The following is a 23,850-nucleotide window of genomic DNA, read 5'->3' as shown; positions in this document are numbered from 1 at the left end:
GACCAGGCCGGATACATTAGACCCAGCACTGCTTTACTTTTACACTGCCCTTTTTATAGTCATCATCCTGCTGATACTATTGAGGACAAGCATCCTCCTGCGCAAACGCAGAAAGAAATACCAGATAGAGCAACAGGTACAATCCGTTTTTGACGAGTGGCTGAGCCACCTGCTAACGGAAGACTTTCCCCATGACGATACTTTTGTTACGCCGGAATGGCTGGCGCCGGGGCCTAAGAACAGGATTGCCCGGCAATATGCCATCAACCAGCTGATCAACACCAAGAAGAACCTGATCGGCCTGGCAGGCAGGAATATTGTGTGGCTATACGAAAAGATGGGATTGAAGGCAGACTCCATGGCTAAATTCCGCAGCCCGATATGGCATGTGAAAGCCGGGGGCATTTACGAGCTGTACATGATGGACCAGGAGGATATGCAGGCTGCGATCGCGAAGCATACCAACCACCGCAACGCCTATGTGAGGATGGAAGCACAGACGGCTGTATTGGCCTTTGCAGGTTTTGACGGCCTGAATTTCCTGGATACGCTGACCAGGCCCATGAACGACTGGCAGCAGCTTAAGCTCATAGAACAACTAACGCCCCTGGACCCTGGCAACCTGGAGCACCTGCATATCTGGCTGAACGCCGGCAACCCGGATGTAGTGCTGTTTGCCCTGAAACTGGCGGGCCTGTATCAACAGATGCAGGTGTTGGATGATGTGATCCTGCTGCTGAAAGACCACCGCGAAAAGCTGCGGGAACAGGCCATCAAGACCCTGGTACGGGTGGGCGATGAAAGCTCTGCCTCCATATTAATCCAACGCTATGCAGTGGAAACGCCCGGCAACCGAACCACCATCCTGAAAAGCCTTGAGTCCATGGCAACAGATAAAGAACTGCCTTTCCTCACCACACTGCTGGAACAGGGCGATCCCGGCATACAGCTGCAGGCGGCCAGGATCATGATGAAATGCTGCAGCAACGGCGCTGCGCTGGTACAGCAAAGATCCGTTGCAGCGGGAGATATTTTTCAGCAGCTTTACCTTCACATTAAAAGCGAAATGGCACGATGAGCACAGGAGAAAAAATAGCGTTCGTTTTAACGGCAGGCATCTTCCTGTACTCTGTTGTGCTGGTTGCCTTCTATATTTTCATCGGCATCAATTCCATTGCGGCGGTGAGAAAGTACCTGCACAAAAATGACTTTACCGATTACCGGCTGCTGGCGTCTTCTTCCTATGCGCCTTCTGTAAGCATACTGGCCCCCGCGTATAACGAAGGGCCTAATATTGTTGATAATGTAAGGTCGCTGCTCTCGCTTTACTATAACAAACTGGAACTTGTAGTGATCAATGACGGCAGTAAAGACGATAGCCTGCAGCGGCTGATAGATGCTTACGGACTGGAGAAAGTGGATTTCTTTGTGAACAGCCGCATTCCCACCAAAACGGTACGGGGAGTATATAAAACAAAACATCCTGCCTATAATAAACTTGTGGTGGTTGATAAGGAGAATGGCGGTAAGGCGGATGCGCTGAATGTGGGGATCAACATTTCCAGCAATGATTATATTATCTGTATAGATGCAGATTGTATCCTGGAGCAGGATGCGATCCTGAAAATGGTGAAACCATTCCTGGAAGAAAAGGATGGTAAAAAGGTGATCGCTTCCGGAGGAGTGATCCGCATTGCCAATTCCTGTGAGGTGAAAGACGGGCGCCTGGCACGTGTTTTCCTGCCGCAGAATTACTGGGCCCGGATGCAGGCGCTGGAATACATACGGGCATTCCTGCTGGGGCGTATGGCCTGGGCACAAATGAATGGCCTGCTGCTGATATCAGGCGCCTTTGGCGCATTTGACAAGGAGATCGCTATCCGCTGCGGCGGATATAACACACATACCGTGGGTGAAGATATGGAGCTGGTAGCCCGTATGCGCCGATACATGCATGAACAGAACGAGCCTTATGTAGTGACCTACATACCCGATCCGCTCTGCTGGACGGAAGCGCCTGAGACCACCAAAATACTGGGCCGTCAGCGGAACCGCTGGATGCGGGGCACTATTGAAACGCTGCGCTTTCATCGAAAGATGTTCCTGAACCCGCGTTATGATCTGCTGGGCGTGCTGAGCTATCCCTACTGGTTCTTTTTTGAAATGCTGGCGCCGGTAGTAGAATTTGTGGGCATGATCGCGTTCCTGGTAATGGCCTGGCTGGGACTGATCAACTGGCATATGTTCTTTGCTTTCCTGCTGTTTATCATTTTTTTCGGATACCTTAACTCCATCTTCGCCATTTATATCGAAGCATTTACGTATAACCAGTACCGGAGGAGAAAGGAAATGTGGAAGCTGATGCTGGCGGCACTTTCTGAGCCGTTCATCTTCCATCCCTTTGTGGTGTGGTCTGCTATCAGGGGGTATTATGATTATTTTATGAAAAAGAAGGCCTGGGGAGAAATGACGAGAAAGGGTTTTGGAACGGCGCAGGGGAAGGTGTGAGGGTGGTTTATGGAAATAGTATAAAACCTGCATCTTATAGTTACATTGATTTATCCCTATACCGTGAAATATCGCTGATTGTCGCAAACCACCCTTAGAAAAGTCGCTTCTACCCTCCTTCTGAGCGGCTGTTTAAAAATACCTTTGGTGCATCATGCTCACATAAACTTTGTGTTATGGCACGTTCCAATCATCATGCACCCGCAACAGGCTTGCTGAACAAACAATTTACCGCAACACTGCAGAAGAGCCCGAATAAGGGCGGATGGACCTACCTGGTATGGCCGGAATCTGTGGCATTCTTTGGCACCAGGGGACTGGTAAAGGTAAGCGGCACCATTGACGGACATCCCTTCCGCAGCTCTTTTATGGCCGTGGGAGATGGTACACATAAGCTGCCGGTGAAGGTGGAGCTCCGGGAAGTACTGGGCAAGGAAGCGGGGGATCCGGTGACGGTGAAGCTGGAAGAGCGGTTGGAAGCATAAACCTCCTGGTGTTTGAGGACCATCTCATCATGCCGACTGTTAGCATCAGATTTTAACATTCAATAAAGTTTACATATATTTGCGCGCTACAGTTGTAAAACCTAGCCTTAATAGTCTTCTATAAACTTTTTATGAGATTGGTCCCTACTGCCCCCCGATCCCTTTGGATAATGCTCCTGATGGGAATGCTTGTTGCTGCATGCAAAAAGAAAGACCCTGCGCCAGCGCCAGCATCACCTCTTCCCTCTTTTGATAAAGCCATTACTGCTTTCGGATTCAAGCAGGCGGTGAACAGTGCCTTTATCTATGATGATATTGAGGGGACTGTTGAAGGTACCGATACTATAAAGGTCACCGTCCCGGCAGAAACCGATATCAGGAGTATGGTACCAAGCATCGTCTTCAAGGGGAAATCTGTTACTCCTGCCAGTGGGATTGCCCAAAACTTTTCGTCACCGGTAACATATACCGTCACAGCCGAAGATGGTACGCAAAAAAAATATGTTGTCAGCACTGTCTACAGGACAACCGTACTCATTTCCAGTGCTACCGGCTACCTATATGCACTGGATGGCCTTACTGGTCAATTGATCTGGCAGTCTGAAAATCCTGATTTTCCTGCTTCCTCTACACCGACTGTCGTTAATGGAATCGTGTATGTATCTGCCTATAATGGCATTTGCGCCCTTGATGCCAGGAACGGCGTCCAGAAATGGAAATTCAATATACCTAAGCACCCCACCAATGCTGATTCGCCCGGCTTAATGGTGGTTGATAATACGGTTTACATGGGATCCTGGGAGGGGTATATATATGCCTTGAACGCCAGCGACGGCACACTATTGTGGAAAGCATCCAACACGACAGGGGGAAGTTTCACTGCCAATATTACCGTAGATGGTGGGACCATTTATGCAGGATGCCTGGATTCTTCTCTATATGCATTTGATATAACCAACGGCGCTATTAAATGGAAGTTTAATTGTTTGCTGCCTGTTTATCAGAATCCCCTGGTAGTGAATGGCACCGTATATGTTGGCAGCCAGGGCCCTCATTTTTTTGCTATTGACGCAAGCAGTGGAACATTGAAGTGGGAACACCCGTATAACCTTCCATTCTCAAGCCCTACCTACTATGAAGGAAGGGTGTACTTCGGCGGAGGCCGGGCCGTAGTAGGGTTGAACGCGGCTACCGGCAAGGATGAATGGTTTGATTGGTTACTTACCGAAGACAAATCCACTCCCATTATCCAGGATGGCATATTGTATGCCGCCGGCGAAGATGGTAATGTGTATGCCAGGAAGATCAATACCAATATCATACTGTGGAAAACACCCACCACTTTTTATATCTATTCCGGCGTTGTACTGGCTGAAGGGATGTTATATTTCGGCAATACCTACGGAATTATATATGCCGTTGATGTTGCCGCCGGAAACATTATATGGAAATATGCGACAGGGGGCCAGGTGCTAGGCAGTGCCTGCGTGATAGATAGCAAAGGTGTGAAACACTATTCATCGAATTCCGGGCATCAAAATTAGCATTCGGCGCTTACTGCTGGATGCCCGGTGCTTTCTTAACATGAAAGGAGGCACTGCTACCTCCTTTCCGTTTATTTCTTCACCTCCCCTGTACTATCCGGCCGGGATTTCGGTTCCTCATTCCCATGGTGACAGGTAAAGCAGGTCACCTTCAGGGGTTCATCTCCGTCCTCCTTAAAATATTTCTTGTTGATACGGGCAGTCATCCGCATCATGTCGCGGGCAATGCCTTTGTGCTTGTTATCGTCGCTGGCGAAATCCAGCTTCTTGGGGTCATCTTTCCGGGGATCATGGCAAAAGCTGCATTTTACCCCTAAGGCATTCTTGAACCCCCGCATGACATTATCGAGTTCTTCATGACTAATGTTCTTAGGCAGCACTTTCAGGTTCTTGGCTTTCTCCTCCTGGTCGCGCTGTGGCAGGGAAAGAGAGCACAAAGCCACTGAAATGAGCAATCCCGACATTACAATAAGGCTTCCTTTTATCTTCATAGACCTTGGTTTTAATCACCTTAACTTATCGTTTTTTCCGGAATTCTAATAATATGATTTGATGGGTGGGAGAAATTTTTTTTGGGGTCCCGGGAAAAAAAATTTTTTAAATTAAATTCCTTTTATACTTTTGCGCCCGGAGAGATGGCAGAGCGGTCGATTGCGGCGGTCTTGAAAACCGTTGACTGTTAAAGGTCCGGGGATTCGAATCCCTCTCTCTCCGCAAAATGCGAAAAATCGAACCCTTTTTGCATTTTCAATTTTAAGTAGATGTAGATTAATTGTTTATCATTTACATAAAGGTTCGAGGGAAATAAATTCTTAAAAAAGCCTGGCTAAAATATTAGTCAGGTTTTTTGTTTAAAAACAGCTTTAATTAAAATAAAATCAATGTGTTATATTGATCAATGGCTCAACTTTCCCTTTTAAAGAATATATTTATTTAATCATTATTTGGCAAATAGTGAGAGGGAATACAACCCCTTAACTTATTGAAATCAATGTTTTCTGCGTATATCGTTTAGAGTTAATGAAGTCTTTCAGTACTTAAAACGGCTAAATTCACCATAAAATCAACTATTTCCTGGGCCCTATCTCCGGAGATTTCATTGTTCCTTCGCAACTCGTATTCCATTACTTTTGACCCTATTTCTCTATTGAATTTTGCATCTGTACTTTGACTATAGCGGGCAGCTTTACTCCTGATTTTACGATCGGTTATTTTTAAATTATAAATACTTTGAATTGCAAAATTTAAAACATCATTGAAGAACGGCTTCTCCGTTAAAACCGGCTTATCATTTAAAACCAAGGCTATTAATTTTCTTTTTACATCATAATCCGATGTCGACAGCAAAAGATCCAATTGGGATAATTGTAGTACGACCTTATTCAAATTCTTTTTATTCCTCCTGGTGAGCATGGCAGCATGTTGTAACTGCAGTCCCATTATATTGACCCTTTGCTCACAATCCGCTTTTATTATCTGGAAATCATCATTTGCCATTTCTCCTTTCAATAGAAGTTCTTTGGCCTTTATGATTCTTTCGATCAACCTATCAATGATCTGGGTAATTGCTTTTTGGCTTATCGTTTGTTCTGTAAAAAGTTCTTTGCGGGTTTGCCTCAGGATATCTCTATAAAGATCTTGATATCCCTTATCAGCAATTAGTTTTCCCAACTCTGTATAGAATAGTTGATTGATTTTATCAGCGCGGATGCCGAAACGGCAGGGAGCATTACAATGATAATAGTAGTACCGGTCATGCATTCCCTTTGAGCCACTTCCTGTTAATCTTTTTCCGCAATTGGGGCAATAAACAAATCTACGCAAAAGTAATTTGTCATTGGGGTGACTAATAACTATCAGTTTCCTTTTCCTTTCATCCAATATGTGCTGCACTTTATGGAATAACAGTTCAGGTACAATCGCTTCATGCAGCCCTTTTACTAGGCAGACTTTTTCTCCGCCAAAAGCAGGAACTATAACTTTACCACAATAAACAGGATTGCGTATAATGCGCCAGAAATGAGATATACTGCATTTTAATCCAGCGGCAGTTAATTGCTCATAAATGGATTGAATACTACTTTGGCTGTCTGACAGTATAAGCTCGAAGGCCTGTCTTATAAAAGATGCTTCGGGCCCTTTGGGGGCAAGGTACATACGTCCTTGAGCAGATGATTGTCGAGTATAGCCTAAAGGAGGATGAGCTGTCCAATGCCCCTCTTGCCTGGCTTTATGAAATGCCCTGCTTTACATTTAATGACCTTCTGTCATTTTCTACTTCTGCGGAAGCAATATAAACGGCAAGTAAGATTTTGTTTTCAGGAACGGTAAGATCCAATGGCTGGTCTATTGCCTGCGGCTCAATTCCAAGGTTTCCCAGTACCCTGATCATGTAATAAGCATCTGCTACATTCCTGCTGAACCGATCCCATTTTGTAAAGAGGATGAGATCAGGACGTTGATTCTTATGCCGGTTTAAATCCACCATAAGTTTTGACCAGGTAGGTCTGTTGAAGGTTTTGGCTGAATAATCCTCTTCAATCGTTTTGAGTGCCTGTATATTGTTGGCGATACAGAATTGACACAATTTTTCTTCCTGTACAGGCAAAGAATAACCTTTTATTGCCTGTTCATCGGTGCTTACTCGAATATATAAATAGGCTGTTAGCATGGTATGTAATATATATAAGACGCTTCATTAGGTATATTTCCATAAGAATAAGGCACACAAAGTCAGAAAAAGACAACTCCATCGTATTTCCACTGTATATGGCTTATGGATGACGCTTAAACTTCATCGTCGCCAGCTTGTGAAATTGGTGTCTTGATTTTATGAAATAAATGATATAATATTGTCAAAAACAGACAAGTCAAAAACCGGAAATTATGCGATTCGGGGAGAAACTAAAATTATTAAGAGAGCAAAACGGTTTATTTCAAAGAGAGATTGCTGCTGAGCTTAATATAGATACTCCTATGTATAGCAAAATTGAAGGCGGAACAAGAAAGGCCAAACGACAACAAGTATTGCATCTCGTTAAATTCTTTGGATTAAGAGAAGAAGAATTGATGTCAATCTGGTTGGCTGACCAAATTATTAACCTATTGAAAGAGGAAAAATATGGTCAAAAAGGCCTTTTAATTGCCGGTAAAGATTTGTATCCCGGAATAAAGTTGAGAAATAACCAAAATAACCGTTGAGCAACGAAAAACAAACCAGAAAGCAGATTATTGATACCCGCTTAAAAGAAGCGGGCTGGAATGTTATGGACCGTACCCAAGTTGCCGAAGAGTTTTTCGTTTCTACAAATGCTAATGAACTCCATGAACCAGAAACTCCTTATGGTGTACAGTTCTGCGACTATGTACTATTAGGCAAAGATGGTAAACCCCTAGCAGTTGTTGAAGCTAAAAAGACAACTGTGGATGCGGGTATTGGACGGGAACAGGCCAAACAGTATTGTTTTTATATCCAACAGCAACATAATAGCGAACTACCTTTTTGTTTCTATACCAACGGACACGACATTTATTTTTGGGATTTAGAAAATTATCCTCCTCAAAAGGTATTCGGATTTCCTTCCAGGGAAGATTTAGAACGCCATGCTTATATCCGCAAAGCTAGGAAAAACCTAGCCGGCGAATTGATTAATACTAAAATTGCTGGTCGTGATTATCAGATTGCTGCTATCCGTTCGGTAATGGAAGCGGTAGAAAAACGGAAAAAGAAATTTTTGTTGGTGATGGCTACCGGCACGGGTAAAACAAGAATCTGTATTGCTCTTGTTGATGCCCTGATGCGAGCAGGATGGGCAGAAAGAACTTTGTTCCTTGTAGACCGTATCGCCTTACGTGACCAAACCTTGGATGCCTTTAAAGAGCATTTGCCTAATGAGCCCCGTTGGCCTCACCAGGGAGAAACAAAGATTGCCACCGATAGACGTATTTATGTGTCTACCTACCCTACTATGTTGAATATTATCCGTAGCGATAGTAACTCGCTTTCTCCACATTTTTTTGATTTGATCGTAGTTGACGAAAGCCATCGCAGTATTTATAATACCTACCAGGAAATACTTGATTATTTTAACGCCATAACCCTGGGCCTTACAGCAACACCTACCGATGTAATTGACCATAACACCTTCCAGTTGTTTGAATGCGACGATGGTCTGCCAACCTATGCCTATTCGTACGATGAAGCTGTCAATCATATACCGCCTTATCTATGCAACTTTCAGGTAATGAAAATTAAAACGAAGTTTCAGGAAGAAGGCATTAATAAAAGGACCATCTCGCTGGAAGATCAAAAGCACCTTATACTGGAAGGTAAAGATATGGAGGAGATCAACTATGAAGGTACTGAGTTGGAAAAGACGGTGATTAACCAAGGCACCAATGCCTTGATTGTACGGGAATTTATGGAAGAGTGCATCAAAGACGCCAATGGTGTGCTTCCTGGAAAGACCATTTTCTTCTGTATGACCAAAGCTCATGCCCGGCGCATGGAACAAATATTTGATGCCTTGTATCCCGAATATAGAGGTGAGTTGGCCAAAGTACTGGTAGGTGATGACCCCCGGGTATATGGAAAAGGCGGACTGTTGGACCAATTTACCAACCGGGATATGCCCCGCATTGCTATTAGTGTAGATATGTTGGATACAGGTGTTGATGTACGGGAAATAACCAACCTGGTTTTTGCCAAACCGGTATATTCCTATACCAAATTCTGGCAAATGATTGGTCGCGGCACCCGTTTGCTCGAACAGGATAAAATCAAACCTTGGTGTTCCGAAAAAGAGGAATTCTTGATATTGGATTGCTGGGATAATTTTGACTACTTCAAGCTCAATCCGCAAGGTAAATCGCTAAAACCACAAATACCATTACCCGTCCGTTTGTTTTGGCGTACGGTTAGATAAAATAGAGAAGGCTTTGGAACTTGATAAAACGGGAATAGCAGAAAAGGAAATAGATAAACTTAAAGTACAGCTTGCCAGCCTGCCAGTTAACTCTATAGTGATACTGGATGCCCGGCAGCAATTGCTGCAACTGGTAGAAGATAGTTTCTGGAAGCATCTGTCTGCGGATAAGATAGATTTTTTAAGAACTGAGATCAAGCCTTTGTTCAGAACAGTATCCGATGCCGACTATAAGGCTATGCGATTTGAGAAAGACATTGTAGAAGTTTCGCTGGCACAGCTCATGCAGGATAAGGAAAAATTTGAAGCGTTGAAAGAAAGTATCATTGAAGAGATTAGCGAGCTGCCTTTGTCAGTAAACACTGTTGCAAAGGAAGAGGCATTGATTCGTCAGGCGCAAACAAATCATTTCTGGGCTACGATCAGTGAACAAAAGCTAGACGAGTTGATCGAAAGGCTGTCGCCATTAATGCTTTTCAGGGAATCTTCGATAGTTCCGTTGGGGCCAGTTAAGTTTAACTTGAGAGATGAATTGCATGCGAAAGAATATGTAGAGTTTGGACCACAGCACGAATCCTTGAGCATTGCGCGCTATCGTGAACTGGTGGAGCAAAAGATCAATGAATTAGTAGCCGCAAGCCCGCTACTGCAAAAAATACAACAAGGGAATTCCATCAGCCCATTGGAGGCTGAGCAATTGGCAAAGTTTTTACACAACGAACACCCGCATATCACACTCAATTTGTTGCGAAAGGTGTATAATCATCATAAAGCGCAACTGTTACAGTTTATCAGACATATTTTCGGTATCGAAATGCTCGAATCTTTACCGGATACCGTATCCCGTTCATTCGATCAGTTTATTGCAGCACATACTTACTTAAACACGCGCCAGCTGGAGTTTATAAACCTGCTGCGCAGTTTCCTGATCGAAAAGGGGGACGTAGCAAAAAGGGATCTGATAGCCGCTCCTTTTACAGGTATTCATCCCGATGGTATTAGAGGTGTATTTTCCAATAAAGAGATTGATGAAATTATTTTATTTATACAACAATTAGCAGCGTAATATGCTTACAGTATCATTAAAAAATAAAGTGGCAGCTCTCTGGGATAAATTCTGGAGTGGTGGTATATCCAACCCGCTAAACGCTATTGAGCAGATTACTTACTTGCTGTTTATGAAGCAATTGGACGAAACTGACAAACGCAAGCTGAGCAATGCCGATTTTTTGGGTGAAAAATATACTTCCATCTTCTCCGGGGAATACTACCCGCCGGGCATAGATGATAAGGACCCTAAAAATGCAGTAGATAAGGAAACCCTACGCTGGAGCTACTGGACCAAAATGCCCGGTGAAGAAATGCTATTACAGGTGCAAAGCCGGGTATTCCCTTTTATCAAACAACTGGAAGATGGTAATTCTTTTTTCACCAAACATATGGCCAATGCCGCTTTCCTAATCCCTAGCGGCCGTATGCTTACCGAAGCCACTAAAACGATTGATGACATTTATACCGAGCTGGAAAAAGAAAATCGCTTTATTGATGCGCAAGGTGATTTTTACGAATATCTATTGGAGTCGTTGAGACAAGCAGGAAGAAATGGTCAGTTCCGCACTCCTCCGCATGTAATAGAATTGATAGTGGAATTGGTGCAGCCGCAGCTGGGCAACCGTATCGCGGATCCAGCCAGCGGAACAGCTGGCTTCCTGCTGGGAGCTTACAAATACCTGATCACCCAATATACCAGCGATAAATATAAACAACCCGATGATAATGGTTTCATTCGTGGTACGCTGGCTGATAAGCTGGTGGATGATAAGGCTAAGCAAATACTTAACGAAGCCACATTTTTTGGCTTTGATATCGACCCCACCATGATTCGCATTGGGCTGATGAACCTGATGATGCACGGCATTACCAAACCTCAGATAGATTATAAAGACACCCTGAGCAAAAACTACAATGAAGATAACGCCTATGATATTGTAATGGCTAACCCGCCCTTTACCGGTAGTATTGATAAAGGCGATTTGAATGAAACCTTTAGTGTGGCAACCACCAAATCAGAGCTGTTGTTTGTAGAGCGTATTTATAAAATGCTGCGCATGGGTGGCACAGCTGGCGTGGTAGTGCCACAAGGTGTATTATTTGGCAGTGGCAAAGCCTTTAAGGAAATCCGTAAAATACTTCTAAATAAATGTGAACTAAAGGCAGTGATCAGTATGCCGAGTGGGGTTTTCAAACCTTATGCAGGGGTAGCTACTGCAATACTGATTTTTACCAAGGGTGGTGAAACCAAAAACGTTTGGTTTTACGAAATGCAAAGCGATGGCTGGAGCCTGGATGATAAACGTAACCCTCTATTAAGGTCGGACGGTAGCCGGAATTATGGCGATCTGCATTTGATTATTGAAGCTTATAAAAAGCGCAATCCGAAAAAAGAAAGCGACCGTACACAACGACATTTTTTTGTGCCCAAGAAAGAAATTGAGGCGAACGATTATGATTTGAGTTTGAGTAAATACAAGGAAGAAGTGCATGAGGAGATAAAATACGAGGAACCTGGAAAACTCTTAGATCGTATAATAAATAGTGAGCGATTGATTACTAAAGCTATTCACGAATTGAAAGAAATTCTTTAATGAAAATTCCAGTAAAAAACTTAATTGCAGATACCATCTCTGGTGAATGGGGAGAGGACGCTACAGGCGTTAATGACGTTAAGGTTATAAGAACGGCTAATTTTACGAACGAAGGGAAAATTAATTTCAGTAATATAGTTGTTAGGAGTGTTGACCCTTTAAAGGTTCAAAGAAAGAAACTAATTAAAGGAGATATAATTATTGAAAAATCAGGAGGTAGTCCTACACAGCCGGTTGGTCGGGTGGTTTTTTTAATATTGATAGCGATGAAGAGTTTCTCTGTAATAATTTCACCGCGATCTTAAGGCCTGACAAGCAAAAAGTTTATCCCAAATTTTTGTTTTATCAACTTCTTATTGCTCATCAACGTGGTTACACCTTAAGGTATCAGAATAAGACGACAGGAATAATTAATCTGAAATTAGAGAAATACCTGAATGAGTCCATTGAAGTCCCCTCCCATTCTGATCAAATAAAAATTGCCACAGTATTAAGCAAAGCCGAGGCACTTATCAGACAACGCAAAGAAAGCATTGATTTGTTGGATGAGTTGTTGAAAAGCACGTTTTTGAAAATGTTTGGTGATCCGGTTAAGAATGAAAAAAAATGGGCCCAATCGACACTTAAGGATGTTTGTATCAAAATTCAAGACGGCACACATTTTTCACCGACAATAACCGAGAAGGGGATTCCGTATATTACGGCAAAACATGTAAGGGAAAATGTTATTGATTTCTGGTCAAATCCATGGTTTATTTCTGAAGAAAACCATAGAGAAATATATAAAAGATGCGATCCTAGAAAAGGAGATGTTATATATATTAAAGATGGAGCGACGACTGGCTGCGCAGCAATAAACAACTATGATTTTGAATTTAGTATGTTGTCTAGTATTGCACTGCTAAGAACAAACAACAATATTGTTACATCAGAATATTTATGTTATTGGCTTAACAATCAATATGTCAAAAAGGGAATTTTGTCTCAAATGGCCGGTGGTGCAATAAAAAGGCTAACTCTTACTAAAATTAATAAACTAAATATTATAACCCCTCCTCTCAACCTCCAAAAACAATTCGCAGCCATTGTAGAAAAAACTGAAGTGATCAAAACTCAATTCCAAAAAAGTTTAAGCGATTTGGAAGAACTTTATGCTGCCTTAAGCCAGCGCGCATTTAAAGGGGAGTTGAACCTAAGTAGTTTAGTAGTGTTAGAGGAAGAAGAATATTTTGTTTCTACTAATGACAGAATTGAGGAATGGCAATTTAATCAACCGAAAGTGCTAAATGTTTATAAGAAAGAAAAAAACAAAAAACATGAGGAAAAGGAACGTCTATTAAACTGGGAGTCATTAGCCAAACATATCAAAACACGGTACAACAACCTGCATTTCAATTTTGAGATGCTGCTAAACTTTATTCAGAGAGAAAAGCTTACCGACATTGTACCTTATTATGCCTCGGAAGAACTAAAAGCCAATCCACGACTTAACGATGCAGAGGATCTAAAGTCTTTTATACAATCGGCCGTGCAGAATGTGGAGATGGATGAAAAACAGCAACGGCAAACCAACCCTTTTCTTCGCTTAACCCAATCCTTTTACAATGCAGAAGAGGAGAACTTTTCCCTATCGCTGCACAAGGATGATTTTAAGCTGATAAAAGACAAAACAACCCGCCAGCGCTCGGGTATATATTTCAGCGTCGTCACCGAAGCATGAAACTGATTAGCGTAAAAATATTAGGAGACAATTTTAGGAGTCTTGCAGCCAATAAGCTGTATGCGTTCAATCATACCCTCCGCCCCGGCACGACTTTCTACCAAAGTATTCGCCGGCCTTAATGGCAGCGGCAAGTCTAATTTCCTGGAGTTGTTTTCCGAGATATTTTATTTCCTGGAAGTTTGTCGGCTGGATACAGTTCCTTTACCAGAAAAGGCAAGTAAAAGTTTTGGATTTGAAATAGAGTATCTATTACCTTTCAGTAAGTCCTCATTATTTAGCTTAATTTCTGATGAACTGAATGAAGCCTATATCGATTATATAAAGAATAATTACCAGCTAGCAAATGTATCCCAGGAAGTATTCGAATTACTTTATCTTCCAGATCTTGAAGCACAAGTTGAAGGGCACTTTAATGATCTATATGAAACCTTTGTCGAATCGGGCTATTTACATGTCAGGGTTGAGAAATCATTAGGTACCCAACCACAATTTAGCGTCAGAGCCATTAGAGGTATCGGTATAAACGGATACCGCACAATTCTGGTGAACACTCATTTACTTCTGCCGTCTAAAATTATAGCATACACATCTGGACAGAATGAATTGCTGAGCAATCCATATTACAAGCTAAAATACCATTACTTCAAAACCTATGAGGATAAAAAATTGGCGGATCAGCCGCTGGTCGATAACCACCGTTTATTTTTCCTTGATTACAATACCAACTTCTCCATTTTTGTGGCCAATATATTGCTAGCAGAGGAAAAGAAGGCCAATATGCTTAAAGAGGTGTTGCAGATAAACGACCTGCAGGCCTTCCGCATTACCTTAAACACCGATCAGTTGTATAAAAGAGTAATTCCGGTAAATGAAGAATTAGCCAATAATCTGGAACGTTTAAAGCTGTGCGCCACTACCTGGATACAGAAAAAAGTAGGCGAACATAACTTGCTCATCCTTGACTTTTTTATCAATGGAGAAGTAAAGAAGGCTTTTTCCTTTCATTTTACCAGTGCCTTTACACTATTTAAACTGTTTTACGAACTGGAGATCTTCAATTTATATCTGGTAGAAAAGAAGACTCGCGACCTGATGCTGCAAGTGCATAAGTCCTACAATTTCTCTGATGAAATGTCCAAACCGGAACCTTCAAGGCTGGTGTTTCGCATTGAGCAGATATGGATCAGCAAGCAAATTGAAGCTACCAAACCGCCCCGTAATATTTATTACAAAGCCTTATCAGACGGCGAACACCAATTCAATGAAATTGTTGGCATCGTATTGATGATGGAGCAGGAAGGCTGCCTGTTTTTAATAGACGAGCCAGACACGCATTTTAACCCTAAATGGCGAGCCAAGCTGATCAAGATGCTTAATTATATGGCTGCTACCACCTTTGACAGTAGTGGTAACATTGAAAGAGTACGCAAACAAGAAATTATACTAACGACACACAGTCCTTTTGTCATTTCCGATTCAGTAACTGAAGATGTGTACCGTTTTACCAAAAAGGAGGGGCTAATCGAATTTGAAAACCCTGCCATCAAAACTTATGGAACTTCCATCACTATCCTGCTCGACGAAATATTTGAAAAAGAAGAAACCATTTCGGAAATGGCTAAAAAAGAGCTACTGCATATGGTAGATAATATTACAACACTTGACGATTTGAGAAAAGTGGTGGACCGCCTGAATATTGAATTTGGCGACTCTGTAGAGAAGTTTGACCTATTCAGTAGGTTAAGGACGATTCAAGAAGAAATGGAAAAGAAAGAAAAATAGTATGCTATATTTTTATAAACAAATTGACCATCCCATCAACAACATGCATGCTTATATGCATCATTTCTTTACACAATTATTTGCAGAAGCCAACTCGACCTATAACCATGCAGGCTTGATACATCCGGATTTTCAAACCATCATCGACAATCATGCGACGCTTGACGAGAAACTCGAAGCTGTATTTACAACATATATGGGACTGACTAATGTAGAGAAAACACAGATACAGCAGGCGTATACCATCAATAATAACATCGAACAAGTATGTAACAATATTGCAAGACCGGTAAAATTCTTAGAAATTACCTGTTGTAATGCAAGTCCCTTTAAAAGCACTATATGGATCAAAAGGAATTTTGTACCAAATATTGACAGCCAAAGACAGCTATGATGCTGTAAAAAACAGATGTGGTTCGTTAAAAGGACATTTTGAAAAATTTCGCGAGCAAAATCAGATATCGGTTTGCCCTTTTTGTGGGATGGAAAATTTATTGACAGATTATGATGATGCAAAAAACGAATATGATCACTACCTATCAAAAGGCGATTACCCTTTTTGCAGCATCAATTTTAATAACCTAACACCAGTTTGTGACTATTGCAATAAAGCCGGCAACAAAGGGCAAAAAGATATTCCTTTCCAACCTGGCACCCAACCACAAATTCAGGATGAAATCTATTTCCCATATAGTTCCGCTTATCCCGATCACGTCATCGAGCTAAAGATCAATTCTACTATTACAAATTTAAAAGACGTAGACAATTGGACTCTGACTATTAGATTGCACCCCAGCAAGCAATATTCGAAAGAAAGACCGATGGCTGGAAATTTATAATATTGAGAGCAGGTACAAGGCTAAAATTGCAGGAGATAGTTACCAATGGAAGGACCGCATAGTGAGCAAGCATGCTTTACGTTGTAAGAAAAACAAAATACCCTTTGCCGATTTCAAGGTTGATATTTTGGACGATTTTGTAGCTCCTTTAAAATGGAACAATGGTATCCTAATGAAGTGTTTTGATGAATTTATTATAAATGATCCAAATTGCGAGGCAAATTTAAACGGTACAATATTTTAAAATCTATTCAGTAAATAGCGGCATGGATTTAAGAATAATCAAATACTTTTTACTAACTAGTCGCTTGCGGAAGAGTCTGTAGGATGGGAAGAAATTTTTTTTCACGTGAATCAATAGTGATAGATTTAAAGAAACTGATAATTGAATTTTCATGAGGATTAAATGAAATCTGTTGAAATGAGTATAGGTGGCTATAAATTGAAGCACTTGAAGGGGTTTATTCCTATTACGGTTTAATAGTTTTAGAATTTTAAGCAGGTATAATACTATTTTCCGAGTCCATTACGCATACTCCTTTTAACTTTTGGATTTCAGCTGTTGAGAGGTGGATTGAGAATTAAGCGAATTGTTATCATATCCATTGATTTTATTATTTACTTGATTTTCAATTGCTTTATCTAATTCTAAGCTTCCAATAAACGTCAAAAGAGGCACAAGGGGTTCGACTGCAGCCCCTCTCAGCCCGCAAGCTTTAAAGGGACAGACGCAAGTCTGTTCCTTTTTATGCACACAGGTGAATATTCCAAAGATTTACAACTACATTTACCTTGCAAAACAATTAATGTTTGTTGCCTAAAAAATACTTGTATTTAACAGTCATTTGTCATGTAAACCCTTTTTCAACTTCAATAATCCATAAACATTTCTTATTTATTTATCTATGAAAAAAGCTTATTTGCAGCGCTATCACTGAGCGTATTGCTTTTTGCATGCTCAAAGGAAAAAACAACCCAGGACAAGCCCGCTCCATCAGGAAAGAAAGTCCCTATTAATGTTAGTATTACTGACTTTATAAAGAAGGTAGAACAGCTACCCAGTCCGTAGGTAGAACAAGTAACATGTCTGCAAAGGACTCTGTACTCAGCACCGAGATTTCCGATATTTATTTCTTTTCATATGATAAAGATGGAAAAATTCTCAATTTAATACATCAAAGATCTACAGATGCTAATTTTGGGTACATTATGGATTCATTACCAATAGGAGAGAATACAATAGCCATGTTTGCATCCAGCGATTCTCTCAATACGGCATCCAATGGGATCAAACCTTAATATGGACCCTTTGACTTTCAAAATAATATCAGCATTTCCAGACATCTTTTACAAAAAAATAAAAATTAATATAAGTCCTGATAGCACCAATAACTTTGATTTGTCTTTGGAACGTATTATGGCTCTTTTGGAAGTAAACATAACAGATGCCCCTGCCAATTCAAATATTAAAGTAAGCATGAATTCTGAACATACATACTTTGATCCATTTAGTGGCACGGGTTATACTGGAATCCCTATGCCAATGAATATTCCACAAAGAGATCAGCATGTATTTAATTCACTTATTATAAATACAAGCGATCCAAATCTGTAGTTATCAGTTATCCTGACAAAACAACAAATGCTGTCTTAACAAAGAGAATTAGCAATATCAAACTTGAAAAAAACACGAAAACAATATTAACTGGTGTCCTGTACCCAACGATACCGCCAGTGAATAATGTTAATGGTGGTTTCAGCGTTGTTAGCATTAATGATGTCTGGAACCCTGATCAAACAATTGATTTTTAACAGCAACCAGGAAACGGTTGCAGACAGTATATCTCGCAAGCTAAAAGCTCTGATAACTTTTGTTGCCGCTGCAAAAACTGTTTTAAAAACTTTTCATCAAAGGTGATGACTATTTTCAAATTCGCTATCATCTTTAAACCTACTGAATCTCATTAAGTGATTTTTCCGGGCGATAAAGTGATCGCCCGGAATCATTTTGTATTCTTTATTTCCGTCATAGGCCTTCATTGAGCCTTTTAAAAGGAACATAAAAAGTGTTCCCAGAATAAATTGCTCAGTCGACATTTCCGGGCCTAAGTAACAGGAATGTATTCTACCCAATTCCACATCAGTGATTTTACTTATTTCCATCCAGTGTCCACACTCGCCAAAATGGCCTCCTCTTTACTGCGTGGGTGCCGGCCTAAAATATTTTTCGCCTTTTTGTTGGATACTTCAACATAAAACTCCGTTCCGGGTCGGGCTTAGGTCAGCAATTTTTGCAGCTACTGCAGGCCGTTCCTTTTGATGAGCTGCGCTATATCATAAAAACTTACAGCCCCGTAGGATGTTGCCAGGAAGCGTTGCCCGCTGGCCTCAGAATGCACCATTGCCTTAATATGGATATCTGCTACGTCTCGTACATCAACGACACTAAAGGCAAGATCCGGGCTTTGCGTTATGCTACCGTCAGTAATTCCCTTTACTGCAAGCTGGTAAGCGGCCGGATAGATCTCCCCCAGGAGATGTAAGTACCACCCGCTTTACCCCTGCATTTTTAGCGGCCTTAAGCAGCCTTAAGGAGCCATCACGCGCTGGAATAATGAGTTCGTTTTCATCCTCGGGCTCAACAAGCGGAAAAGGAGAGGCGACATGCAATACATAATCACAATTTTTCACAGCATCCTCCCAGCCTGCATCAGCTGTCAGGTCGGCTTCAAAAAAGGACAGGTTTTCTACATTTGTGATACCTCCCTCCTTTAAGGCCTTTAGTATTTCATCCTTTCTGTTCAGGGAACGTAAAGTGGTATTTACCTTGTACCTTTCTCCCTACCATTTAAGAATATGTTCGTTTCACCTGCGGTCCTTTGATCCGATACTGCCAAAGTATAAAACATTCGGAGCGTCTGAGCGTGCAGTAGCAATATCCGGCCTCCCATCTTCATTAAAATCGCCAATGGCAAAACCATACACGGTACCTTTTGCGTCACCAAAAGTAACCCGTATAAAGCTGCGGCCGGTACCGTCATTAAAAAAGACTGTTGACGGAGCTGCTATATGGCCCACAATAATATCAGCCTTTCCGTCTTTATTCAGATCAGCAACTGCCAATGCATAAGGTCGGATCTTCGCATCAGCCAAAGACATGCCTGCAGAAAAGGTGTGGTCTTTCTGTCCGAAATAGAGATCCACTCCTTTGTTCTCATCTATCGTTACAATGTCCGGTATATTATCTGCATTAAAATCTGCCACTGCTGCTATACGAATGGTAGCATCGGCGGGCCCGAATGGAATACGATGGCTATCAGCATAAACATGATCTGAACTGCCCAGGTATACGTAACTCTGGCCACTGTCACGACAGGGTGCAACAAGATCAACAAAACCATCCTTATTAAGATCAGCCGGAGTTATTGTCGTGGTGGGATAAGGCGCAAACGGGATGCAATCAGCATTAAATTGTCCTTTCCCGTTGTTTAAGCAAATATAATTGGAGGTCTTTCCTACATCTCCCCTATTCGCTAAAATGAGATCTGGCCGTCCATCAGCGTTGATATCAGCGATGGATAAGTTGCGTGTCAGACCATTCGGGAAGGCCGAATTCGGACGCGATGGTGAAATTGCCTTTCCCATCATTAAAATAGATCAATTTCTTGTCCGGATCATCGTTGCTGACGGCAACGTCCAGGGCGCCATCTCCGTTAAAATCAGCCAAAGCCCCGGTGTATGAGCGATCTGCTATTTTTCCGAGGTTATAAGCCTTTTTTATTCCGCCAGCGCCGTCACCAAGTAGTACCCGGTCAACAATGGGCCAATGTCTTCCTTTTACCAGGAGGATGTCAAGATGGCCATCTCCGTCTACATCACCTGCACTTACATTTGCTGTTGTATCGGGTGTTGTTTCCAGCAGTAAACTATGATCAAAGTTGGGAAGATCACTAATGGATCTTTTCTGCGTTTCTGTCTGCAATAGATCTGCTATCCCAAATGCAATTCCATACGCATCCGCATTATCAGCATTCGTTAAAATAATGATGGCTGTTTTATCCTGGATATAACGAAAATAAACAGACTTAAAACCAGGCAATGAACCTGCGTGATGTACCAATTGTTTCCCGTTCACTTTATTTACCATCCAGCCATACCCATAATATATCGCTTCATTGTCCATGGTAAGCGCGGTTTTGATGGTATCACCCCACATTTGCTCCCAGCTTTTTGATGTAAGCAATTTGTTGTGCTGCATGACCATTTCCCATTTCAACAGATCAGTTATATCTGATAGAAAAGCGCCGCTGGGCCGCAGCGCAACATAGTTGGGGGCATTTAGTATGGAACCGTCAGCGTTCCTTATATAGCCGGCCGCCCTGTTCGGAACGATGGCTTCCAGAGAGGTAGTGCTGGTGCTACGCAAGTCACATTCATCAAATACATACTTTTTCATGTATGCAGGAAAAGATAAGTGGGAAGTGATCCTGATGATATCCGCTAATACAAAATAACCAAAATTACTGTACTCGAACTTTGAACCAGTTGGAAAAGCCAGGCTATCAGTAAATGCGGTTTTGATATAAACACTATCAGCCTGGTCTTTCATCCCATCAAATCCGGGCGGCTCTGATGGTAAGCCAGATGTATGGTTCAATAAATGACGGATAGTGATCGCATTCCATTTTGCAGGCGCGCCTTTTATAAATTTTGTTACCGGGTCAGATAGCTTCAATTTACCATCCTGCACCAATTTCATAATAGCAACTGCTATAAATTGCTTGCTGATCGAGCCTATCTTATAAACGGTTTTTTCTGATGCAGGAACATTCAATTCAATATTTGCCAGTCCATAACCTCTAGCCTTCGCTATTCTACCATTTTTTATAATGCCTATTGATAGCCCGGTAATCCCCTGCTGCTTCATTTGCCTGGTGATGAAGGCATCAATACTGTCTTGTTGTGCAGTGGTGGTGACTGGTAAAAAAAAGAGGGTCAGGAATAAAAATAAAATAGACGGCCTCATAATCTGGTGTTTTATCGAGACCGTCTAATATAGTCATAAATTACCTTATAATGACACGACTGCCTGCTTTCCCTTATATACAATACTTTTATCAAATGCCGGTGCGTTCCCGCTTCGGCTTGCCTTCTTGTCATTAACAAGCACAATATTGAATTTCCGGTTGTTCAACATTCCCGGAAAACCACCCTTTCTGTCGCCAATAATCAGCTTATGTGAATGATCATCCCAGTGAAAAGCGATCTCCGTATATAATCCCTTTTCATAATTATAGCTATCCCCTTCGTCCTCATACAAAGTAAAATCAGCATCTGCACCAGGATACACGCGGATCTCCAGTCCGTCCCATTTCTTTTCTGCTGCGTATTGTACTTTAGGCCCCCATGGAAGAATGGAACCAGCCTTTACATACAGTGGTAAAATATCCCTGGGCGTTTTCTTAATGATGGTTTGGCCACCGTCTATCTTTTCTCCCGTCCAAAAGTCAATCCATGCTGTTCCTTTGGGGAGGTATACCGATTGCTGAACAGCCTCTTTTTTCGGTTACAGGAGATACCAGTATGGAAGGGCCAAACATGTATTCGCTCCCGATATTATATACCGCTTTATCGTTTACAAAATCCATGAATAATGCCCGCATGAACGATCCGCTGTGATGAGTAACACTCCAGGCAGTGGAATAGAGGTAAGGCAACAGGCTATATCGCAGGTTGATATATTTTTCCTGCACATCGAATGCCCAATCGCCACGGTCGCCAAACTGGTAGATCTCGCGGGGAATATCTGTTCCATGTGAACGCATCATCGGCGTAAAAACAGCAAACTGCAGCCAACGTGTATACAGGTCCTGGAATTCCGGGTTCCTGGCGCCGCCTCCTTTTACGAAAGCACCGGCAAAAAAGCCGCCGATATCCGCATTCCAGTATGGGATACCGCTGAGAGAGAAGTTGAGTGCAGCCGGCACCTGTTTCCGGAAGCTTTCCCAGCTGGATACCACATCCCCGCTCCAGGTATTGGCAGCATAGCGCTGCTGGCCTGCGAAAGCAGACCTGGTGAGTATAGACACCCGCTTTTTACCGGTTTCCCCGCGTTGATGGTCATATACTCCGCCAACATGCTGCAGCGGAAATGCATTTCGCACACTTCTGAATGAACCAAGGTTAGTATGGAGATCAAAATCCCTTTCTTTCAGGTTTACATGATCCGGTTCGGATGAATCGAGCCACCATGCGTCTGTACCCAGGGCAAAAATACCTTCGCTAAGGTACCTCCAGTAAATATCCCTGGCTGCAGGATTATACACATCATAAGGTACGGTACCACTACGAGGTGGCCATGTTTCAAAGTGCAGCAGCATCTTTTTCTCTTCCAGTTCTTTGTATTGCCGTGTTAAGGGACCAAAGCCCGGCCATGCCACGATAAAAAGATGTGCATTCATCAGGTGAACACTATCCACCATTTGCTGCGGCGCAGGATAGGTGGAAGGATCAAAACTCATGGCGTTCCAGTTACTATCCCTGCCCCAATACTGCCAGTCCTGCACAATACCATCCAAAGGCACTCCCAGGCTGCGGTACTTCCTTACAACGTCCACCAGTTCGTACTGTGTTTTGTATCGCTCTCTTGACTGGTTAAAGCCGAATACCCATAATGGCATCATCGGCGACTGGCCGGTAAGCGTACGCATCCGGTCGATGACGCCTGCTGCATTACCTCCATCCAGGAAATAATAATCTGCCGCCTCCCCTACCTCACTGTCAAATGCAGTTTCCTGTAAATTGTCCGTAAAAGTAGTGGGCGCATAATTATCCCAAAAAAGGCCATAGCCTTTTACAGACTGAAAGAAAGGAATACACACTTTCATATTGTCCTGGCGGAGAAAAACCTTCTGAAAGCGCTGGCTCATGCTGCCATTCTGCTGCTGACCAAGACCATAGATCACCTCCTCTTTATCCAGCATAAAGGCCTGCCTTACATCAAAGGTGGCGCTTCCGGCATCTTTGACCGGGGTAAACTGGGTACCATAGTCCTTTTCATTTAACAGTATATTCCCATTCCTGTTGGCAAATGAGATCCTGCCCGTACGGAGATCGAGATTTACTGCTACCGCATCACTTTTGACAGTCACCGCCGCATCCCGCTGATCAATGATGAGTTGAACATCAGCCGGCACTTTAACAACGGAAAGACTTTCTTTTTTATAGACTGTCCCCTTCGGCGATTTTATAACCCGGATGATATCCGGGCTATAAAATCTTATTTCAATATCGATGTCGTTTACTGTTGTTTTGATGCCCAGGCCTGTTTGCTGAACCGATTGGCCTGCCGCTATATTTGCCATCAATACAAAAAGCGGCCAAAGTATCTTCTTCATCT

Annotated in this window: 22 protein-coding genes and 1 tRNA gene; 15 read left to right on the top strand and 8 right to left on the bottom strand. The window is 42.3% G+C overall.

What is annotated here, in order from left to right:
• Nucleotides 1-79: 79 nt before the first annotated feature.
• The 4 genes from ACR9Y8_RS26980 to ACR9Y8_RS26965 all read left to right on the top strand — a co-directional run bounded on the left by ACR9Y8_RS26980 (nt 80) and on the right by ACR9Y8_RS26965 (nt 4,537).
• Entirely contained in the window at nt 80-1,078 is a 999-nt protein-coding gene (locus tag ACR9Y8_RS26980) for a HEAT repeat domain-containing protein (protein WP_481216402.1), read from the top strand.
• The gene (locus ACR9Y8_RS26975; RefSeq protein WP_481216401.1) at nt 1,075-2,508 is read left to right on the top strand and encodes a glycosyltransferase family 2 protein; all 1,434 of its coding nucleotides are present in this window, start codon (nt 1,075-1,077) and stop codon (nt 2,506-2,508) included. Before ACR9Y8_RS26980 ends, ACR9Y8_RS26975 begins: the two co-directional genes overlap by 4 nt.
• Nucleotides 2,509-2,684: 176 nt before the next feature.
• A complete protein-coding gene (locus ACR9Y8_RS26970; RefSeq protein ID WP_481216400.1) occupies nt 2,685-2,993 on the top strand; it encodes a DUF1905 domain-containing protein in 309 nt (102 codons plus the stop codon).
• Between the two features lie 185 nt (nt 2,994-3,178).
• Entirely contained in the window at nt 3,179-4,537 is a 1,359-nt protein-coding gene (locus ACR9Y8_RS26965; protein ID WP_481216399.1) for an outer membrane protein assembly factor BamB family protein, read from the top strand.
• Between the two features lie 71 nt (nt 4,538-4,608).
• Here the strand turns inward: ACR9Y8_RS26965 and ACR9Y8_RS26960 are convergent, their stop codons facing one another.
• On the bottom strand, nt 4,609-5,028 hold the full coding sequence (locus ACR9Y8_RS26960; protein ID WP_481216398.1) for a c-type cytochrome: 420 nt from the start codon (nt 5,026-5,028) through the stop codon (nt 4,609-4,611).
• 138 nt (nt 5,029-5,166) lie between these two features.
• On the opposite strand from ACR9Y8_RS26960, the gene ACR9Y8_RS26955 reads away from it, so the two are divergent.
• Nucleotides 5,167-5,251: transfer RNA gene (locus tag ACR9Y8_RS26955), tRNA-Ser, on the top strand.
• A 303-nt stretch (nt 5,252-5,554) separates the two neighbouring features.
• On the opposite strand, the gene ACR9Y8_RS26950 is transcribed toward ACR9Y8_RS26955, so the two are convergent.
• Together ACR9Y8_RS26950 and ACR9Y8_RS26945 are read right to left on the bottom strand one after the other, a co-directional pair.
• Nucleotides 5,555-6,694, bottom strand: coding sequence for a recombinase family protein (locus ACR9Y8_RS26950; protein WP_481216397.1), 1,140 nt, complete (start codon nt 6,692-6,694; stop codon nt 5,555-5,557).
• Nucleotides 6,695-6,767: 73 nt separating this feature from the next.
• Nucleotides 6,768-7,208, bottom strand: coding sequence for a recombinase family protein (locus tag ACR9Y8_RS26945; protein WP_481216396.1), 441 nt, complete (start codon nt 7,206-7,208; stop codon nt 6,768-6,770).
• Nucleotides 7,209-7,423: 215 nt separating this feature from the next.
• Here ACR9Y8_RS26945 and ACR9Y8_RS26940 point away from each other — a divergent pair, with 215 nt between their 5' ends.
• The 10 genes from ACR9Y8_RS26940 to ACR9Y8_RS26895 all read left to right on the top strand — a co-directional run bounded on the left by ACR9Y8_RS26940 (nt 7,424) and on the right by ACR9Y8_RS26895 (nt 18,994).
• Nucleotides 7,424-7,738, top strand: coding sequence for a helix-turn-helix domain-containing protein (locus ACR9Y8_RS26940; protein WP_481216395.1), 315 nt, complete (start codon nt 7,424-7,426; stop codon nt 7,736-7,738).
• Nucleotides 7,735-9,462: a type I restriction endonuclease subunit R gene (locus ACR9Y8_RS26935; RefSeq protein ID WP_481216394.1), complete on the top strand. Its 1,728-nt coding sequence runs from the start codon at nt 7,735-7,737 to the stop codon at nt 9,460-9,462. Before ACR9Y8_RS26940 ends, ACR9Y8_RS26935 begins: the two co-directional genes overlap by 4 nt.
• Nucleotides 9,463-9,475: 13 nt before the next feature.
• Nucleotides 9,476-10,528, top strand: a complete 1,053-nt coding sequence (locus ACR9Y8_RS26930; protein WP_481216393.1) for a type I restriction-modification enzyme R subunit C-terminal domain-containing protein — start codon at nt 9,476-9,478, stop codon at nt 10,526-10,528.
• A 1-nt stretch (nt 10,529) separates the two neighbouring features.
• On the top strand, nt 10,530-12,107 hold the full coding sequence (locus ACR9Y8_RS26925; RefSeq protein WP_481216392.1) for a type I restriction-modification system subunit M: 1,578 nt from the start codon (nt 10,530-10,532) through the stop codon (nt 12,105-12,107).
• On the top strand, nt 12,107-12,412 hold the full coding sequence (locus ACR9Y8_RS26920) for a hypothetical protein (protein ID WP_481216391.1): 306 nt from the start codon (nt 12,107-12,109) through the stop codon (nt 12,410-12,412). Before ACR9Y8_RS26925 ends, ACR9Y8_RS26920 begins: the two co-directional genes overlap by 1 nt.
• Nucleotides 12,364-13,827 carry a restriction endonuclease subunit S gene (locus tag ACR9Y8_RS26915; protein WP_481217218.1) on the top strand — a complete coding sequence of 488 codons (1,464 nt, stop codon included), beginning with the start codon at nt 12,364-12,366 and terminating at the stop codon, nt 13,825-13,827. The genes ACR9Y8_RS26920 and ACR9Y8_RS26915 overlap by 49 nt, the downstream gene beginning before the upstream one ends.
• A gap of 60 nt (nt 13,828-13,887) precedes the next feature.
• The gene (locus ACR9Y8_RS26910; RefSeq protein ID WP_481216390.1) at nt 13,888-15,612 is read left to right on the top strand and encodes a restriction system-associated AAA family ATPase; all 1,725 of its coding nucleotides are present in this window, start codon (nt 13,888-13,890) and stop codon (nt 15,610-15,612) included.
• Between the two features lie 317 nt (nt 15,613-15,929).
• Nucleotides 15,930-16,451, top strand: a complete 522-nt coding sequence (locus tag ACR9Y8_RS26905) for a hypothetical protein (RefSeq protein WP_481216389.1) — start codon at nt 15,930-15,932, stop codon at nt 16,449-16,451.
• 1,282 nt (nt 16,452-17,733) lie between these two features.
• Nucleotides 17,734-18,066: a hypothetical protein gene (locus ACR9Y8_RS26900; RefSeq protein ID WP_481216388.1), complete on the top strand. Its 333-nt coding sequence runs from the start codon at nt 17,734-17,736 to the stop codon at nt 18,064-18,066.
• A gap of 676 nt (nt 18,067-18,742) precedes the next feature.
• Nucleotides 18,743-18,994, top strand: coding sequence for a hypothetical protein (locus tag ACR9Y8_RS26895; protein ID WP_481216387.1), 252 nt, complete (start codon nt 18,743-18,745; stop codon nt 18,992-18,994).
• On the opposite strand, the gene ACR9Y8_RS26890 is transcribed toward ACR9Y8_RS26895, so the two are convergent.
• The 5 genes from ACR9Y8_RS26890 to ACR9Y8_RS26870 form a co-directional block, all read right to left on the bottom strand.
• Nucleotides 18,933-19,172 carry a hypothetical protein gene (locus ACR9Y8_RS26890; RefSeq protein WP_481217217.1) on the bottom strand — a complete coding sequence of 80 codons (240 nt, stop codon included), beginning with the start codon at nt 19,170-19,172 and terminating at the stop codon, nt 18,933-18,935. The genes ACR9Y8_RS26895 and ACR9Y8_RS26890 overlap by 62 nt on opposite strands.
• A gap of 144 nt (nt 19,173-19,316) precedes the next feature.
• Entirely contained in the window at nt 19,317-20,099 is a 783-nt protein-coding gene (locus tag ACR9Y8_RS26885; RefSeq protein ID WP_481216386.1) for an FG-GAP repeat domain-containing protein, read from the bottom strand.
• Nucleotides 20,020-21,477: a serine hydrolase gene (locus ACR9Y8_RS26880; protein WP_481216385.1), complete on the bottom strand. Its 1,458-nt coding sequence runs from the start codon at nt 21,475-21,477 to the stop codon at nt 20,020-20,022. The genes ACR9Y8_RS26885 and ACR9Y8_RS26880 overlap by 80 nt, the downstream gene beginning before the upstream one ends.
• Nucleotides 21,478-21,522: 45 nt before the next feature.
• Nucleotides 21,523-21,963 carry a DUF5110 domain-containing protein gene (locus tag ACR9Y8_RS26875; RefSeq protein ID WP_481217216.1) on the bottom strand — a complete coding sequence of 147 codons (441 nt, stop codon included), beginning with the start codon at nt 21,961-21,963 and terminating at the stop codon, nt 21,523-21,525.
• Nucleotides 21,959-23,848 (bottom strand): TIM-barrel domain-containing protein, encoded by a 1,890-nt coding sequence (locus tag ACR9Y8_RS26870; RefSeq protein WP_481216384.1) that lies wholly within the window; start codon nt 23,846-23,848, stop codon nt 21,959-21,961. The genes ACR9Y8_RS26875 and ACR9Y8_RS26870 overlap by 5 nt, the downstream gene beginning before the upstream one ends.
• Nucleotides 23,849-23,850: the final 2 nt, after the last annotated feature.

Source organism: Chitinophaga sp. SVR4-12A, from assembly GCF_056754765.1.
This window is presented reverse-complemented; position numbering and strand designations above follow the sequence as displayed.

Coding starts and splice junctions, on each gene's coding strand:
- ACR9Y8_RS26885 (WP_481216386.1), bottom strand. CDS start 20,099: ATGATGGGAAAGGCAATTTCACCATCGCGTCCGAATTCGGCCTTCCCG.
- ACR9Y8_RS26925 (WP_481216392.1), top strand. CDS start 10,530: ATGCTTACAGTATCATTAAAAAATAAAGTGGCAGCTCTCTGGGATAAA.
- ACR9Y8_RS26945 (WP_481216396.1), bottom strand. CDS start 7,208: ATGCTAACAGCCTATTTATATATTCGAGTAAGCACCGATGAACAGGCA.
- ACR9Y8_RS26870 (WP_481216384.1), bottom strand. CDS start 23,848: ATGAAGAAGATACTTTGGCCGCTTTTTGTATTGATGGCAAATATAGCG.
- ACR9Y8_RS26940 (WP_481216395.1), top strand. CDS start 7,424: ATGCGATTCGGGGAGAAACTAAAATTATTAAGAGAGCAAAACGGTTTA.
- ACR9Y8_RS26910 (WP_481216390.1), top strand. CDS start 13,888: ATGCGTTCAATCATACCCTCCGCCCCGGCACGACTTTCTACCAAAGTA.
- ACR9Y8_RS26975 (WP_481216401.1), top strand. CDS start 1,075: ATGAGCACAGGAGAAAAAATAGCGTTCGTTTTAACGGCAGGCATCTTC.
- ACR9Y8_RS26965 (WP_481216399.1), top strand. CDS start 3,179: ATGCTTGTTGCTGCATGCAAAAAGAAAGACCCTGCGCCAGCGCCAGCA.
- ACR9Y8_RS26950 (WP_481216397.1), bottom strand. CDS start 6,694: ATGTACCTTGCCCCCAAAGGGCCCGAAGCATCTTTTATAAGACAGGCC.
- ACR9Y8_RS26880 (WP_481216385.1), bottom strand. CDS start 21,477: ATGAGGCCGTCTATTTTATTTTTATTCCTGACCCTCTTTTTTTTACCA.
- ACR9Y8_RS26905 (WP_481216389.1), top strand. CDS start 15,930: ATGCAAGTCCCTTTAAAAGCACTATATGGATCAAAAGGAATTTTGTAC.
- ACR9Y8_RS26900 (WP_481216388.1), top strand. CDS start 17,734: ATGGGATCAAACCTTAATATGGACCCTTTGACTTTCAAAATAATATCA.
- ACR9Y8_RS26960 (WP_481216398.1), bottom strand. CDS start 5,028: ATGAAGATAAAAGGAAGCCTTATTGTAATGTCGGGATTGCTCATTTCA.
- ACR9Y8_RS26970 (WP_481216400.1), top strand. CDS start 2,685: ATGGCACGTTCCAATCATCATGCACCCGCAACAGGCTTGCTGAACAAA.
- ACR9Y8_RS26920 (WP_481216391.1), top strand. CDS start 12,107: ATGAAAATTCCAGTAAAAAACTTAATTGCAGATACCATCTCTGGTGAA.